Source organism: Candidatus Izemoplasma sp. (genome assembly GCA_036172455.1).
GTDB lineage: Bacteria > Bacillota_I > Bacilli_A > Izemoplasmatales > Izemoplasmataceae > JAIPGF01.
In genome coordinates, this window is the sequence record JAXKVY010000001.1 from 153739 (window position 1) to 168755 (window position 15017).

A 15017-nucleotide genomic window follows, 5' to 3' on the forward strand; every position below is an offset into this window, starting at 1 on the left:
TTATTCACTCCTATTCACTAATTTTTACCATTGCTGGTCTAATGACTCGATCTTTGTACATATATCCTTTTTGTAAAACCTCGATGACTATATCAGAATCTGTATCATCTGATGGTTCCTTCATTACCGCTTGGTGATATTTCGGATCAAATTCTTCACCGAGCGCATCAATTTCTTTTACGCCTTCAGATTCTAAGGCTTGATGAAGCTGTTTGTTAATCATTTTAAAGCCCTGAATAAATGACTTTGTTTTATCGTCATCTTTCATATGACTCAGTGCCATATCAAAGTTATCAAGGGGTTCAATTAATGCTTTTGCAATACCAAAGGCTGCGTATTTTCTGTCTGTTACATGTTGCTTTTCCAAACGTTTCTTGGTATTTTCAACATCAGCATGTTGCTTTAAAACTTCTTTTTGTAATTCTGAAATTTCACTCTTCAACTCATCAATTTCTTGTTGTAATTGTTCTTCTTGAGTGAGTGTTTCTTCTTCTGTCGATTCCGTTTCAATGTCTGTTTTTTCTTCATCTAAATCAGAAGACTCAACATCCTTTTTTACGGCATCAACATCCTTGATGGTTTCCTTATCATTAAGGACATCTTTTTTCTTTTTACTCATTGTGTCTTTACTCCTTATATAATTTTGACATGTGTGCGGCCAAATATTTTACTAATGGAATAACTTTTTGGTATTCCATTCGCGTTGGGCCGACAATTGCAATTGTTCCGCCGTCTTTATCATCTAATTGATAAGGAACGCTAATAACGGTACAATCACGCATTGCACTAACTTTGTTTTCTTTACCAATACGAACACTTAATCCATGCTCACTGGTATTCTCAACAAGTTTAAAAATATCATTTTGTTCAAAGAAGGTTAAAAGTTCACGCATGCGATTAATGTCACTAAACTCCGGTTGATATAACATATTATTTTTACCAGATAAGTAGTGTTTGCTTTTGGTGAACTTGGTAAATGCTTCTAAGAACACATCAATAATTGATTGATTATAAATCATCAGGTCTTTAATTCGCTCTTTATTAATCTCATAATGTAGTTTTTCACTAACTTGTCCAATAGGACAATCATAAAGAATCTCATTAAAGATTTCAATAACACGTTTTATGTTATCTTGTGTTGTGTTCGATGGAACTTGAATGTTTTTACTTTCTACATGTCCATTATTGGTGATGACTAATAACAATGCCGTTGAATCACTTAAGGGAACAAACTCTATTTTTTTCACTTTTGAACCATACGCTGTTGGTCCTAAAGCAATCGTTGTATAGTTTGTTAACTGTGACAACAAGTTAATGGCTTGTGTTATGGCTTCATCACGTTTGATGTCTTTGTTTTGAAACAATTCATCAAGCACTTCAAAACTTTTTGCATACGCTTCATCATCGCTGACAATTTCTTCTATATAATAATGATATCCCGATTCTGATGGGATACGTCCACTTGATGTATGGGTCTTTTCAATTAGACCAGCATCCTCTAAGTCAGCCATTTCATTTCGAATGGTTGCTGGGGACACATCGAGCATTTTTGAGAGCGTACGAGAACCAATTGGTTCTGCTGTTTTTATGTACTCTTCAATAATCAATTTTAAGACATCTTTCTGTCGTTCGGTAATCATTGTTCCACCTCCATTAGCACTCTACTTTGATGATTGCTAACAGTATTATATAATATATAATTAGCACTGTCAAGTCATGAGTGCTAAAAAACTAAAAAAAAGCCAAAAATGGCTTTTCTATAACATTTTTAGGAATTGATTATCAGTTTTTTCTTCAATTAACGTTGTAAATGGCCCATGACCTGGATAAAGTAAGGTATTATCTTCAAAGGTAGATTTAATGTGTTTTAATGATGACATTAATGCTTTTTTATCAGATGTCGGCAAATCACTGCGTCCGATCGTTCCTTTGAATAATGTATCTCCCGTAAAAAGCATATCTTTATAATGATAAATCACGCCCCCGCGTGTATGACCAGGCGTGTGATAGGCAGTAATTGATACATCCTTTAATTTAAGTGTAAATGGTGTGCTGAATGTATGAATTAACTGTTTATGTTTAAAGACAATATTTTTACTGATTGTTGAAGATAGGTTCAGGGATGGATCAAATAAAAAGTTTCGTTCGTCTTCATGTATGAATACAGGACATTGATATGTATTTACCACGTCATTGATATATAAAATATGATCAAAATGGCCATGTGTTAATAATATCCCTTCAACATCAAAGTCTTTGGTATTAATATATGAAACAATTTCTTCTAAGTCAGCACCTGGATCAATAATGTAACAGCGATTATCTTCATTAATAATATAGGTGTTTTCAGTGAAGAAATTCATAATTGCATGAACCATTATGGTCTCACCATCTCAGCTGCTCCATAAATCCCTGCATCATTCCCCAAGGTTGCTAAGACGATTTCAGTATCTTTTACTGGATCAAATACATACTCTGTGAATGCCTTTTGTACACGTGTTAATAAGAAATCACCTGCTTTAGCTAAACCGCCACCAAGCACAATGCGTTTTGGATTGACTAACATCGCATATACATGACATCCATATCCAATTGCATCTGCCACTTCATCAGTAACTTGTGTTGCTAATCTATCACCTTGTTTGGCCGCATCAAAGATTTGTTTGGCACTAGGATTGGCCATATCATCTAATATTGAATTTTCATTATACCGTTCATTGATTGCATGATAGAGATTTCGTACGCCCGAGGCACTGGCAAATGTCTCTAAGCAGTTAACTTTACCGCAGTTACATGGAAAGTGATAGTCAGAATGAATCGCCATATGACCAATTTCACCAGCATTACCATTTACCCCATCAATAATCATATTATTAATGACAAGACCACTACCTACACCAGTTCCTAATGTAATTAATGCAACATTAGATAGTCCTTTCGCAGCCCCAAAAGCTGCTTCACCAAGTGTTGCAACATTGGCATCATTTGCAACAACGATATTATCATTATTCACCAGTTTGCCAAATGTTTTCGGTAAATCAACATCTTTCCATCCTAAATTAACCGCAACTTCAATAAAGTTATCATGCACTGGACCAGGGACACCAAAGCCATAGCCATGAATGTCATCTAAGTTAGGAATTTCTCGTTTAATTGCATCATAAATGTCTTTTAATATGTGGCTTCCATGATTACTTGTATTGGTTGGAATCTCCCACTTTTTAATTAAGTCACCAATGCGCGAGAATTTTCCAATTTTAACAGTTGTTCCACCAACATCGATTCCAATAATCCATTGTTTCATCTCTTTCACCTCTTATGAAAAAAACTTCTTTGGAAGAAGTTTTTTATTATTTTTTCTCTCTATGAAGTGTTTTTTTATTGCACTTAGGACAATACTTCTGCATTTCCATACGGCTCGAATGTGTCCGTTTATTTTTATCATAACGATAATTTTCACTACCGCATTCTGTACATTTTAATGTGTATTGCGTTCTCATAGTATTCCTCCTTACCAAAAGTCTTTATTAATATATCATTTATTTTCAAAAAAAGCAATAGGTTATGACTTTTTTGTCAAACTATTGTATAATGGAACTGGTGATAAAATGAGACGTAATGAAACACAAGCAATCCATGTTAAAGATATACAAATTGGTGGTAATGACCATGTCGTTATTCAAACAATGACGACAACAAAAACAAAAGATATTGATGCCACAATAAGACAGATAAATACATTAGCGACCGCCGGCGCCGAAATTGTTAGGCTAGCCGTTTTAGATCACGATGATGCTTTAGCATTAAAAACGATTATCAACGCCACTTCTGTTCCCCTTGTCGCAGACATCCATTTTGATTATAGATTAGCGCTAAAAGCTATTGACAGTGGGATTCATAAAGTACGGATTAATCCTGGCAATATTGGTGATAAAGACCGTATTAAACAAGTCGTGGACGCATGTAAAACTAAACAGATTCCAATTCGGATTGGAGTAAATGCTGGCTCATTAGAAAAATCGATCATGAAGAAATATGGTAAAACAGCTAAGGCGATGGTCGAAAGTGCCAAGTATCATGTCGCCATCCTTGAAGAACTGGGATTTAATGATATAGCAATATCATTAAAAGCCTCTGAGGTTAAGATGACCGTTGAAGCATATCGTATAGCCTCTGACATTTTCTCGTATCCGCTACACTTAGGGATTACTGAAGCAGGTACGAAGTTTGGGGGAACGATTAAAAGTGCTGTTGGCCTCGGAATTTTACTACATGAAGGCATTGGAAACACCATTCGAGTCAGTCTGTCAACTGACCCTGTAGAAGAAATTCGTGTCGCAAAAGAGTTACTTGCTAGTTTGGATTTGTATCAAAAACCCCATATTGTTAGTTGTCCAACATGTGGCCGATTACAATATGATATGTTTCCTTTAGTTGAACAAGTGGAAAGTTATTTAGAGTCATTGGATACTGATATCACTGTAGCGGTTATGGGGTGTGCAGTCAATGGTCCTGGCGAGTCTAAAAGTGCTGATATTGGCATTGCAGGGGGGAAAGAAGAAGGGTTATTATTTGTTAAAGGAAAAATTAAGCGTAAAGTTAAACAAAGCGAGATGTTTGATGCGTTAAAAGAAGAAATTGATAGCTATATAAAAAATAAGGAAAGCTAGAAATTAGCTTTCCTTTATTCGTCTAAAGCATAAATAGCAAGAAAATCAACCGTCACAGCCACATAATTACTTCCTTGTGGTGTTTCATATTCTAAGTTACGAATAATAAAGAGTTGATCAGAATTATATAATGCGTCAATGAACCCATTAACAATACTTTCATCTTGTGTTGTGAAAAAGACTTCGACTTGGACAACATGGTAATTTTCGTTAATCTCTGCTAAGGATGTTTCACTCGGAAATGAGACATCTTGATTAACATAGACTGTTCGTTGCATATCGTTACTTTCATCAACACCGAGTTCTTCTAACATGGCAACAGTTTTATAGGTAAGGCCTTCAGATGTGAAGACATTCGGTACAATGTTATATAGATTATATAAGTCAGCTGTTTGAACATCTCTATATTCAGAGATTAGTAGTTCTAATTCTTCTATTTCATTTTGTAAGCGAATATTTTCGTTATGTATATTTGAGTTTATTTCATTAATGTTACCTAAAACAATACTTCTTACGAGAAAGACTAAACCAACAATTAAGACAAGTATCCCATAAAAGATATAGTTCGTTGCTTTTCTATTCAACATCAGTAGTCACCTCAATGGTAAAGGTTGATTTATATTCAACATCGCCATCAAAACGTTGTGGTGTTGAATAGGTTGATGATGTGACCCAATTTAAATTGAGTATTTGATTATTTAAAATGTTATAAGAAAACGGTGTAACAATTGCTACATCAATTTCTATTTGGCTAATATCCTGGTTATAGGATACATTGGTAATACGACCACTATTCACTTGTGTAATTAATTCTAAGTCATCAACATAGTTGTTAAAATTTATACGTTGTTCTTCAATTTGGGCAATATCTTCTTGAAAGTCAATCACTGATAAATCTATTTCATACCCTGTGATTTCTTCTTGAGTCAGTGTTTTTTCATGTTTTAAATCATTGTTTAAGCCATTTAATTCTTCCATCTCAATCGTCGCATCACGGTAAGGCATATAGATAAAGATAAATGACAGCACAACGCCTAAGAGTAAGGCGATAACAACATTAACATTAAACTGTCTAGCGCGCTTAACTTCTGGCAGTAAATCCACATATACAAAATCACTGATACCTGATTCATTCTTTTGATAGACATACCGTTTTGCCATATTACCACATTCCTTTCGGATTCATTAAACTTGCAGCAAGTGGAATATAACATTCACGATCGATTAATGTATCAACAATTTTACTGACAGTCTTCATATCAAAGACTTGCATTTCAGTAGGATTACCTTCTTCATAAAAATACGTATGAATTTGTTCATTTGAGAACTTGGTCGACATATTAAATAAGACAATTTTCTCGACCATCCGATCGCCATCATTTAAATTAAAGCGATAGTAATTACTGATTTTGGCTATTTCTTGATCAAGTTTTTCAAGGTAAGATTCTCCTTGTAATTCAGATATTCCCATATTTTGTACTAATGAGAAGATGGGAATTTCTTGGTCAAATATATATAACGAATACGTATCATCAAAAATTGCTAAAAACATGATATCACGTTCAAATTGAATTTCACTGTCTTCATATTTCCTGTAGTAATATAAACGATGAAGACTTAGTGGTGGGATATCGCTTCTCACAACTTGCATATTCATTTCATAAAATAGGTTTATATAACTCTTTAACTCATCGCTGGGGGCATAAAACATGATAACCTCATACGAATCTGAGTTCTTTTCATGAATGATATAATCCATCTGCATATTTTCAAACGGAATCATAATTGTTTTACCGATTTGTGAGCGTAAGTATTCACCAATTTCTTGAGGTTTATAAATAATCGGTACTTCTATTTTCCGAAATGTAAATAGTTCTTCATGAATGATTAAATTCACACGACGGGCTTTAATTTTAAATAGTTTAAACGTCTCTTTTAATGTTTTTGAGAGTTTTTCTTCTTTGTAAATTATCCCATTTTCAATTGTACCAGGTGGCAATTTCACACTAGAATATTTTAACTTCTTCATGTTGTAACCATCTGGTTTTTCAATAAAGTTAAACTCTTTATCTGTAAAAAAACAATTCAAGGTAAGTCTAGCCATATGTACACCTTCTTCCTAAATTAATAGTCCCATATACCAATCTAAAACTTGATTGCCATAAAAGTAAGCAATGAGTGAACCGAAAAAGATAAACGGTACAAACGGAATATATCCTTCTTTTTTACCGACAATTAGATTAACAATTAAACCTGATAATGCAGCAAAAAAGAGTGATAAGAAGACCGTCTCATATCCTAAAACCAATCCAATAATGGCATATAATTTGATATCGCCACCACCCAAAGCTTCTTTTTTAAAGCGCTTTTTACCATACCAAGCAACTAAATACAAAAAGCCAAATCCTAATAATCCACCAATAATGCCATCATACCAGTGTTCAAGTGGTGAGACAATACGCAAGATAAAAATGACCGGTAAGAAAATCAGTAAGATTTTATCAGGGACTGTTCGGTAATATAAATCACTTACTGTGACAATAACCATTAGTGATATAAATAGTACTATTACTATATATTCTACCACATTATCATATAAAAGTACAAATGAAAACGCAAATAGTACTCCCGTTATAAATTCCATAATAGGATATTTGACCGAAATAGGTGTATGGCAACTTTTACATTTTCCCCCAACAAAAATATATCCTAATATAGGAATTAGCTCTAAAACACCTAGTATTTTATTACAATTAGGGCAATGACTACGCCCTAGAATAGATTCTCCTCGAGGCACTCTAATCCCAACAACATTAAAAAATGATCCAAATAAGGTTCCTAAAATAAACATATAACCTGTCAAAGCTATTATTAAATAATTCATGTAATCACCATCTAATATTTTACACTATTTTTATAAAAAATACTATAAGCAAAGAAAAAAGAGCCATAAAGGCTCTTAGAAATGATTATTCTTGATCTTCAGTTACGGAATCTTTAGATAAATCACTTGGTGATAAATCATCTGGTCCTTGGCCATCATTTGCCGTAGTTCCACCATCAGTCCACTCTAATGCACCTGTAGCACCAGCTGCTTCTAACTGAATTACCCATCCATTTGCACTATTAGTGTCATATGTTATAGTAATAGAACTATAATCAGAACTATCAAAACTATCTACATAAGAGTTAAGCGGCTCATTTTGATCAATTGTTCCCGCTCCATCAATCTCTGATTGTGTCCAGTAAATTTGGCGTCCATCTGTCCCGTCACATTCAGTGTTAGTAGCATTTGTTTGACAATACAACTTAGCCGCATTTTCAATTTGTAATGCATCGTTATATACAGCACCTTTTTCAGTATTTTCAATAATGTTTCCTACTGCTGGGATTGCAAATGCACTGATAATTCCTAATACAACAATTACGATTAAAAGTTCAATTAAAGTTACACCTTTATTATTCATTTTATTTTCCTCCTTAGTTTTGCTTGAAATACAAGTTATTTTAAATATACCATTAAATATTGTAAAAGTCAATTTCTTATATGACTTTTTTTTGTTAAGTAGTCAATTAGAATATTTCTAAATTTGAGATGTAAATGAAAGACTAGGTAACATAATGGCTAAAAGCATTATGACAACTATTGTAAAGATTAAAATAAGCAACACAGGTTCGAGTGCTTTTCTAACTCGGTCGATTTTTACTTCGCTATCACTTTCATAAAAATCACTCAAGTTTGATAACATTTTACCAAGTTCTCCCGTTTGTTCACCAACACTAATCATCCTTGTGAAGATAACCTCTGTGGCGTAATGGCCTTCAAAGGCTTTAGACATATACTCTCCACCATTGACATTCTTTTGCGCCTCAACAACAAGATCTTTGTAGATTTGATTGTTCAAGGTGTCGTATGTTACGACTAAACATTCTTGTAAGGGAACGTGGGCATTTAACATTTGCGAAAGTGTTGCTGAAATGCGCGATAAATTATTCAATTTAACAATCGATCCAATAATGGGTGCTTTGATACCAACATACGATAAAAACCGTTGAAAGTTTTTCGAGTATCTCTTGGCTAATATAAAGATTGTGACGAAGGCAATCAATCCGACTATTAAGAATAAGGCATAGTCAGTTAAGAAGTTACCAACATCAATAAATAACCGGGTAACAGGTGGCATTTCGACACCTTCGGTACTGCTAAACATATCTTCAAAGTTTGGCATAACATAAACAAAGATGAAGATTGCAACCATAAAGGCTACAGTTAAATAGATAATAGGCATCATTAATGTTTGTTTGATGGAGGCCTTAATTTTGTGTTGTGACTCAAAATAATCAACGATTTCATCTAATGCGTCTTTTAAGTTACCGGTTGTTTCACCAATGCGAATCATCGATACTAAAATTTCTGGAAAATCATTGGGGTATTCTTGATAAGCATCAGCTAAGCTGGTTCCACTATTAACTTCATAAAATATTCCATACAAAATACGTCTGACTTGTTTATTACTTTGTTGTGTCGCAAGCATCTCACTGGCTTCGTTGAGTTTGACTCCAGAACGCAGGAGTGAGTTTAACTGCCGTAAGTAAAAGATTAAGTCTTGTTCTTTAATAACGCGACCGAAGCTGATTCGATTTAGTTCTTGAATAATCGATTTTTGTTGGTAAATTTCAATTGGCTTTAATCCACGTTCTTGTAAGAACTTATCAACCATTACTTTAGACGGCGCTTCTGTGATACCTTTAATGACCTTACCATCTTTTAAACGTTTTGCGCGATATCTGTAATCATATATTTTCATTGTATCCCTCTAATCCAGACTAATCCGCATGATTTCCTCAATTGTTGTTATGCCTTGTTTCACTTTTTCAAGACCAGCTTCAATCAACAAATTCATACCGTCTTCACGCGCTTGTTTTAGTATCTCATATTCAGGTGCTTCATTTGATACTAAACGAATAATTTCATCATTGACATCAAGCATTTCAAAGATTGCTGTACGGCCTTTATAGCCTTTATTATTACAATGTTCACATCCGTGAGCATGCTTGATTGTTTTGATTTCTATATTGTGTTTATCTAAAATTTCTTGTTCTGACTTACTTGGTTGATCATCAGTGGCACATTCAGTACAGACTAATCGTACTAAGCGCTGAGCGATAACCCCACTTAAACTAGAGGCAACTAAAAATGCATCAATTCCCATGTCGACAAGACGTGTAATGGTTTTTACAGCACTATTGGTATGGATTGTACTAAGGACTAAGTGCCCTGTTAAAGAGGCTTTAACAGCGATTTCAGCTGTTTCAGTATCACGGATCTCCCCAACCATAATGATGTTGGGATCTTGACGTAAAATACTTCTTAAGGCATTGGCAAAGGTAAAATCAATATCACGGTTAACATTGACCTGATTAACCCCTTCTAATTCAATCTCTACAGGGTCCTCTACAGTGATAATATTGACATCATCCGCATTTAATTGATCTAATGCTGCGTATAAACTGGTGGTTTTACCACTACCGGTAGGTCCACTGACTAAGACTATTCCATTTGGCCTTGAAATGAGGCGTTCAAAGATTTTACGCTCATTTGCGGTTAATCCAAGACGGTCAAGTCCTTTTGTATCTCGACTTAAGTCCAGAACACGCATTACGGCTTTTTCACCCCGTACAGTCGGCAAAGTTGATATCCGTAAATCAATTGGTCTACCTTCAATAATCGTTTTAATCCGACCATCCTGAGGTTTTCTAGTATCAGTAATATCCATATGTGACATAACTTTTATCCGCGAAATTAATTTAGGTAAGATCACTTTCGGTAGTGTTCTTTCAGTACCTAACACACCATCAATACGGTATCGTATTTTAAACTCGATATCTGTAGGATCAATATGGATATCTGATGCTTCTGATTTAACGGCCGTGAGTAAAATTTGATTCACAAGTTGTATAATTGGACTCGTATTTGAATCATCTTCTGGATCACGAATTAATTCTTCATAAAATTTTTCTTCTTCTTTTTTTTCTTCCTTAACTTCAATTCCTAAGGATTTTAAGGTTTTTGAAAAACCATAATATCTCGCAATGGCGGTATCAATATCATCTTGTGTTGCCAGAACAGTTTCAACATTCATCCCTGTTCTTAAGCGGACATTTTCAATTGTTGGGAAATCTAAAGGATCGTTAGTCGCAATAACAATACGGCGACCACGAATATTTATCGGCATAATCCTTGCTTTTGTAACAAACTCTTCATCTAAAAGTTTTAAAACACTCTCATCGATATACAACAATTGCAAATTGACACGTTTAATTCCTAAAGAGGCACTTAACGCATCTACAATTTGTGAGTCAGTACAATAGCCAAAGCGAATTAAGGCTTCTCCTATTTTTTCCCCTTTATCACGTTTACGTAAAGCTTCGTTGATTTGCTTTTCGGTTATGACACCTTGTTCATAAAGCACATCACCTAAGCGTTTTTGTACATTCCTTGCCATCAAATCACTTCCTTATAAGCACTTATTCTAAAATGATTTCCTTAATTGGTGGATAAAATTCAAATACAATCATTTGTTCACTTTCTACATTATCATATATATCCGTAATTGTTCTGTGCACTTCTACAATGACACCGTTGTATCCGTTTTGTAATAGATCACTATTAGTGGTTGTTTGTGTGATGAAAGGCACTTCTGTTTCCTCAACAGTAACCTCAATTGTTGACACAAACGGTAAGCCATGAAGTGAAATTGTTCCTTCATTTTCATTTACCTTTTCTAATGTAAAGTAATAATCAGATTCATTCGGGTTATAAAATGTAAAGTTTTCATCAACAATTTGATTGATTTTGGCGTTTCTTCCAAAATATGGATAGGTATCTATTGTATAATTGTTGTTAGTGAAAATTGGATTGTAATGGACTTCATTAATATAAAAGTTCGATTGTTGTATTAACGCAAGCATCCCAGATGATAATAAAGACATTTCTGCATCGTCTAAGGTGCCACCAAAAATCTCTATCATATCAAACAAAACTTGTTCCTGACTAATGATTCTACCATCAGTATAAACACTATTAATATGATCTAAAAACATATCAATATCGACTGTGTCAGGAACATAAAATGTAGCTGTTGAAATAACTTCTTCAGAGGCACTTGGGTCAATGATATAATCTTCAACATGCTTCGTTGAATATGATTTCATCAACGCCGCATCATCTAAAATATCTCCAATCAATGCTTCTAAATCAACATTATCAATGACCCCTTGCAAGAACGGTAAACTTTGAATTTCAGATAGCACAAGCTCACGATCATTTTGTTGATAATTGACATAAACTGGATTCGTTAGACCATCATTAATATTATACGTCGAGAGTTCTAAGTCAAAATAAAACAAGTCACGATCAAATTCATAATCGTATCCTTGATATTCTAACTGGAAGATAATTGAGTCATCATTATACCAAATAGCTGTTTTATCATTCATTTTGGGTATAACATCTTCTTCTCGCAATCCTCCAATATATACACTACCAAGACGTGTTTCTTCTGGATATGTCCCTAGACGATATCCTGTTGTCATATACCAAAAAACAAACACTGAGGCAACGACAATTATCACGATGATAAATGCATATAAGTAAAATCCCAAACTACTATTTTTAAACTGTGTATTCATTAAATCACCCAACCTAAAATCTATATACTAAAATTATTATACTATAAATATGAATATTTTACAAAATAATATCAATAAAAAATCACTTTCGGTCAGTAACAGATAGTGTAAAATATTTTGTGTAAATAAATTAAAAGAGGAACTCTCAATCGTGTATAATAGAGTTTGGACAAAACTACCACAAGAAAGAGGGTTCCTCATGGATAATTTTACCAAAGAAATGACAAAAACGCTAATAAATGGTGGAAATATTAAAGAAATTTTTAGATTTCACCTTGAAAAAGTGATTAATGAGCTATTAAAAATAGAATTAAGTGCCTTTTTACACTATGATAAGTATGATCGTGCTGGATTCAACACCGGAAACAGTCGTAATGGATCATACAACCGAACAATCAAGAGTGAATTTGGTGAATTAAGTCTCAACATACCAAGAGACCGTAATGGAGAATTTATTAACCAAACATTAGAACCCTATCGAAGACATGATGATACGCTTGAATCGACGGGTATTCATCTTTACCGTAAAGGGATGACCACAAGTGATATCGCTTGTGGTCATCATTATTCGAAACAAACCGTATCAAATCTAACACAAGTCATGGAATCACATGTTAAAGCGTTTCATGAACGGCCTTTACATAAACGGTATACCGTCATCTATCTTGATGCGACACACTTACCATTGAAACGAGATACTGTGGAACGAGAGGCAATTTATCTCGCTGTAGGAATCACCCCTGAAGGATACAAAGAATTACTCACCTATGAGATTCATCCAACAGAATCAGCGTATAACTGGAAAGGTCTATTGGAGAATCTTAAAACACGTGGTGTTCATCAAACGCTGCTTTTTGTCACCGATGGACTCAAAGAAATCAAATCTACAATCGAATCTTTTTACCCTAAAGCACGTCATCAAACGTGTTGGGTCCATATCGCTCGTAATGTCAGTCATAAAGTACGGACAAAGGATCGTTCAACGGTGTTAGATACCTTGAAGAATGTTTACCGTGCATCCTCAAAAGATAAAGCGAAACTAGCTCTTGAAGACTTCGTAACGATGTGGAAGAAACAGTATCCTACTATGGTGAGACATCTATTAGCCAATGAAAGTCTCTTTTCGTTTTATGATTTCCCCAAAGTTATCCGACCAAGTTTGTATACTACGAATCTGATTGAAGGCTTTAATAAACAATTAAAACGATTCACAAAACGCAAAGAACAGTTTCCTAACATTACTTCACTAGAACGCTCCTTGGTCTCATACGCCATGGACTACAATTCTAAATTTAAACATCGTATACACAAAGGATTTGGAAAAGCACAATATGAAATAAACCTACTATTCAATAAAACATACTCGAACTAAAAAGATGAACTATTCTCTAGACACTTATTGAAGTTACTCTATTTACACAAAATTCTTGACACTACCGTAACATTCTAATTTACATATCTATTAAATAGTGGTATAATATTTATGTATTATAATGAAAGGAGATGATGACATGGTCAAAAATGATAAAGGATTCTCATTAGTTGAGTTATTAGCAATCATTGTGATTACCACAACAATCATCGTTCCATTGTTATCATCTTTAGTCGATAATATTGAAATAAATTACCGGATGCACAATCGCCGTAGCGCCACAAGTGTTGCCCAAGGAACACTTTATGGAATAGGGAAATTAACTTTTAGTGATCTTGAATCATTAGTAAATGATGCGAACACTAATGCAGATTACTTTATTGAACTTAATGAGACAAATTGTACACTACTACCGACTCAAACAGATGAAGATTTTTGTAATCAAATCTTTGCTCAAATATGGAATAATTTATCGTTTGATGATACGACATATCGAGCATTTATCTATGATTATAACTTGCCCCAGGCATATATAGACGACTTAACATCCCCTTCAAATACAGACATCCCTCCAGAAGTCAAAACTGAAATTGAGGAAATAACAGCGTCGACTGACCCTAACCCATCTTTACTTCGGGTTACTGTTTGGATTCAATATGAAGACGATCCTCGTGGTGTTATTATTTTAAGCGGGTTGATTACAAATGATTAAAAACCTCAAGAATAATAATGGATTAACATTATTAGAACTGCTCATTTCAATTGTAGTTGGAAGTATTGTTATTACAACCTTACTAAGTATATTAACTTTAAGTGTACAAGCTCGTTCAGATTTAGAAGTTCGTGATAGAATGAAGACAGAGAGTTATATTTTCGTTGAACAAATACGACTTAACCTTTTTGAACTTCAAGTTCAATCTGTCGAATTAATAGAAAACTCTAAAACACAAACAGTAATTGATTTCACACATGAATATGATATTACACTTGATGAAAATGGTGTCATTCAACGTGATTATAGTAATCCAGTAACAGAACGGTTGGTATATGATAAGATTAACCAAATCATTACCTATGAAGGAGTTAGAATTCACTCGAACAATGTATTTTTTACAACGGGAACAACATTAGAACTCATTAGTATAGATCCAGGAACATGTGACTTAAGTGTTGAAAAATGTGATGAAGGTGTCTTACAACTCACACTTGCCATTACCTTTGAGTTTAACGATGGATCACGTGTTGATTCACAAACTTACGTTACAACGTTACTTATTTAATCA

Annotated in this window: 17 protein-coding genes; 4 read left to right on the top strand and 13 right to left on the bottom strand. The window is 34.1% G+C overall.

Annotation, left to right across the window (positions count from 1 at the left end):
• Window positions 1–10: 10 nt before the first annotated feature.
• From grpE to rpmG, 5 genes are all read right to left on the bottom strand, one after another.
• Window positions 11–619 carry a nucleotide exchange factor GrpE gene (gene grpE, locus UMR38_00740; GenBank protein ID MEC9484384.1) on the bottom strand — a complete coding sequence of 203 codons (609 nt, stop codon included), beginning with the start codon at window positions 617–619 and terminating at the stop codon, window positions 11–13.
• 7 nt (window positions 620–626) lie between these two features.
• Window positions 627–1640, bottom strand: coding sequence for a heat-inducible transcriptional repressor HrcA (hrcA, locus tag UMR38_00745; protein ID MEC9484385.1), 1014 nt, complete (start codon window positions 1638–1640; stop codon window positions 627–629).
• A gap of 117 nt (window positions 1641–1757) precedes the next feature.
• The gene (locus UMR38_00750) at window positions 1758–2378 is read right to left on the bottom strand and encodes an MBL fold metallo-hydrolase (GenBank protein ID MEC9484386.1); all 621 of its coding nucleotides are present in this window, start codon (window positions 2376–2378) and stop codon (window positions 1758–1760) included.
• Window positions 2378–3304: an ROK family glucokinase gene (locus UMR38_00755; protein ID MEC9484387.1), complete on the bottom strand. Its 927-nt coding sequence runs from the start codon at window positions 3302–3304 to the stop codon at window positions 2378–2380. Before UMR38_00755 ends, UMR38_00750 begins: the two co-directional genes overlap by 1 nt.
• Before the next feature lie 46 nt (window positions 3305–3350).
• Window positions 3351–3500 (bottom strand): 50S ribosomal protein L33, encoded by a 150-nt coding sequence (gene rpmG, locus UMR38_00760; GenBank protein ID MEC9484388.1) that lies wholly within the window; start codon window positions 3498–3500, stop codon window positions 3351–3353.
• Window positions 3501–3608: 108 nt separating this feature from the next.
• Here rpmG and ispG point away from each other — a divergent pair, with 108 nt between their 5' ends.
• Window positions 3609–4670, top strand: a complete 1062-nt coding sequence (gene ispG / locus UMR38_00765) for a flavodoxin-dependent (E)-4-hydroxy-3-methylbut-2-enyl-diphosphate synthase (GenBank protein ID MEC9484389.1) — start codon at window positions 3609–3611, stop codon at window positions 4668–4670.
• A gap of 14 nt (window positions 4671–4684) precedes the next feature.
• Here ispG and UMR38_00770 read toward each other — a convergent pair whose 3' ends face one another.
• From UMR38_00770 to UMR38_00805, 8 genes are all read right to left on the bottom strand, one after another.
• The gene (locus UMR38_00770) at window positions 4685–5257 is read right to left on the bottom strand and encodes a hypothetical protein (GenBank protein MEC9484390.1); all 573 of its coding nucleotides are present in this window, start codon (window positions 5255–5257) and stop codon (window positions 4685–4687) included.
• Complete coding sequence (locus UMR38_00775; GenBank protein ID MEC9484391.1) at window positions 5247–5831, bottom strand: hypothetical protein; 585 nt, start codon at window positions 5829–5831, stop codon at window positions 5247–5249. Before UMR38_00775 ends, UMR38_00770 begins: the two co-directional genes overlap by 11 nt.
• 1 nt (window position 5832) lies before the next feature.
• A complete protein-coding gene (gene pilM, locus UMR38_00780; GenBank protein MEC9484392.1) occupies window positions 5833–6774 on the bottom strand; it encodes a pilus assembly protein PilM in 942 nt (313 codons plus the stop codon).
• Between the two features lie 15 nt (window positions 6775–6789).
• Window positions 6790–7554 carry a prepilin peptidase gene (locus UMR38_00785; GenBank protein MEC9484393.1) on the bottom strand — a complete coding sequence of 255 codons (765 nt, stop codon included), beginning with the start codon at window positions 7552–7554 and terminating at the stop codon, window positions 6790–6792.
• A gap of 85 nt (window positions 7555–7639) precedes the next feature.
• Window positions 7640–8137 carry a prepilin-type N-terminal cleavage/methylation domain-containing protein gene (locus UMR38_00790; GenBank protein ID MEC9484394.1) on the bottom strand — a complete coding sequence of 166 codons (498 nt, stop codon included), beginning with the start codon at window positions 8135–8137 and terminating at the stop codon, window positions 7640–7642.
• 117 nt (window positions 8138–8254) lie between these two features.
• Entirely contained in the window at window positions 8255–9478 is a 1224-nt protein-coding gene (locus UMR38_00795; GenBank protein ID MEC9484395.1) for a type II secretion system F family protein, read from the bottom strand.
• Between the two features lie 9 nt (window positions 9479–9487).
• Entirely contained in the window at window positions 9488–11176 is a 1689-nt protein-coding gene (locus UMR38_00800; GenBank protein MEC9484396.1) for an ATPase, T2SS/T4P/T4SS family, read from the bottom strand.
• 22 nt (window positions 11177–11198) lie between these two features.
• Window positions 11199–12362 carry a hypothetical protein gene (locus UMR38_00805; GenBank protein MEC9484397.1) on the bottom strand — a complete coding sequence of 388 codons (1164 nt, stop codon included), beginning with the start codon at window positions 12360–12362 and terminating at the stop codon, window positions 11199–11201.
• Window positions 12363–12561: 199 nt separating this feature from the next.
• On the opposite strand from UMR38_00805, the gene UMR38_00810 reads away from it, so the two are divergent.
• From UMR38_00810 to UMR38_00820, 3 genes are all read left to right on the top strand, one after another.
• On the top strand, window positions 12562–13734 hold the full coding sequence (locus UMR38_00810) for an IS256 family transposase (GenBank protein MEC9484398.1): 1173 nt from the start codon (window positions 12562–12564) through the stop codon (window positions 13732–13734).
• A gap of 139 nt (window positions 13735–13873) precedes the next feature.
• Complete coding sequence (locus UMR38_00815) at window positions 13874–14446, top strand: hypothetical protein (GenBank protein MEC9484399.1); 573 nt, start codon at window positions 13874–13876, stop codon at window positions 14444–14446.
• A complete protein-coding gene (locus tag UMR38_00820) occupies window positions 14439–15014 on the top strand; it encodes a prepilin-type N-terminal cleavage/methylation domain-containing protein (protein ID MEC9484400.1) in 576 nt (191 codons plus the stop codon). The genes UMR38_00815 and UMR38_00820 overlap by 8 nt, the downstream gene beginning before the upstream one ends.
• Window positions 15015–15017 lie beyond the last annotated feature (3 nt).